Raw genomic sequence first — 1,000 nt, forward strand, 5'->3', positions numbered from 1 at the left:
AACCAGTGGTCTGGCATCGAAAGGCAAGCGCTGTCCTCTTGAACAAACCAGGCGACGGAGGGCGTATCTGACAATCGCGCTTTTGGACAAGAGATTTCCGCACAAGAGATTTTGACAAACTTTGCCAAAACGGACCATACTGGACGAGATATGGAGGCCAGTATGGCAACGATGAACGTATCATTGCCCGACCCGATGAAAGATTGGGTGGAGGCGCAAACCGAAACGGGCCGTTACGCCAACGCGAGCGACTATGTGCGCGATTTGATCCGTCGGGATCAGGAGCGCAATGACAAGATTGCCGCCATGCAGCGCTTTGTCGACGATGGCTTGAAGAGTGGCATCGGCAATCGATCCAGGGACGCGCTTTTCACGGAGGCGGTTAAACGCGCTGAAAAGCCATCCGGCAATGGGTAGTGGGATTTCGCCTTTCTTTAGCTGCGGAAGAGGACATCGTCGGTATTGCCGAGCAAGGGGTGCGCCTGTTCGGGCGCTGTGCAGGCCAGACAGTATCATGACGAGTTGTTCACGATCTTTGACCTGATCGCTGCCAGTCCCCGAATAGCGCGGGAGCGGCTTGAATTGGCGCCACCGATGCGTATCCATCCCTTCAAAGCCCATCTTGTCGTCTACCGGATCGAAGCCGACGACGACGTGTTCATTGTCCGGATACGGCACGGGCATGAAGATTGGGCGAATGAAGGCACCCGATAATCGAACAACGACATGGGGGCAGCTAGCTGTCGATCCTCAGCGCGAAGGGCGTGCCTTCAAAGGCATCCGCACCGCGGCCGATCGATTCGATCGCCTCGATCATGCGGCCGTTGCGATCAAGCAGCGCATCGGCCACCGCGATCAGTCGCGGATTGGGTGTTGCCGAGGGCGACAGCGCCCGCAGCGTCCGCGCCAATTCGGCCTCGTCGCGTTTCGGCGCCAATGCGGCCGCGATGATATAGGCCGAAGCCGTCGAGCGGCTGATGCCGGCATAGCAATGCACGAG

Annotated in this window: 2 protein-coding genes and 1 pseudogene; 2 read left to right on the top strand and 1 reads right to left on the bottom strand. The window is 58.3% G+C overall.

Annotation, left to right across the window (positions count from 1 at the left end):
• The first annotated feature begins 162 nt into the window (after positions 1 to 162).
• Positions 163 to 417 (top strand): type II toxin-antitoxin system ParD family antitoxin, encoded by a 255-nt coding sequence (locus tag EN939_RS35635; RefSeq protein ID WP_127271993.1) that lies wholly within the window; start codon positions 163 to 165, stop codon positions 415 to 417.
• Positions 417 to 714 (top strand): annotated as a pseudogene (locus EN939_RS35640) (type II toxin-antitoxin system RelE/ParE family toxin). Before EN939_RS35635 ends, EN939_RS35640 begins: the two are co-directional and overlap by 1 nt.
• 22 nt (positions 715 to 736) lie before the next feature.
• Here the strand turns inward: EN939_RS35640 and EN939_RS35645 are convergent.
• Positions 737 to 1,000, bottom strand: a 264-nt coding sequence (locus EN939_RS35645) for a tyrosine phosphatase family protein (protein ID WP_442919596.1), incomplete at its 5' end; no start/stop codon positions are given.

This window comes from Mesorhizobium sp. M7A.F.Ca.CA.002.05.1.1 (assembly GCF_003998335.1).
Classification (GTDB): domain Bacteria; phylum Pseudomonadota; class Alphaproteobacteria; order Rhizobiales; family Rhizobiaceae; genus Mesorhizobium.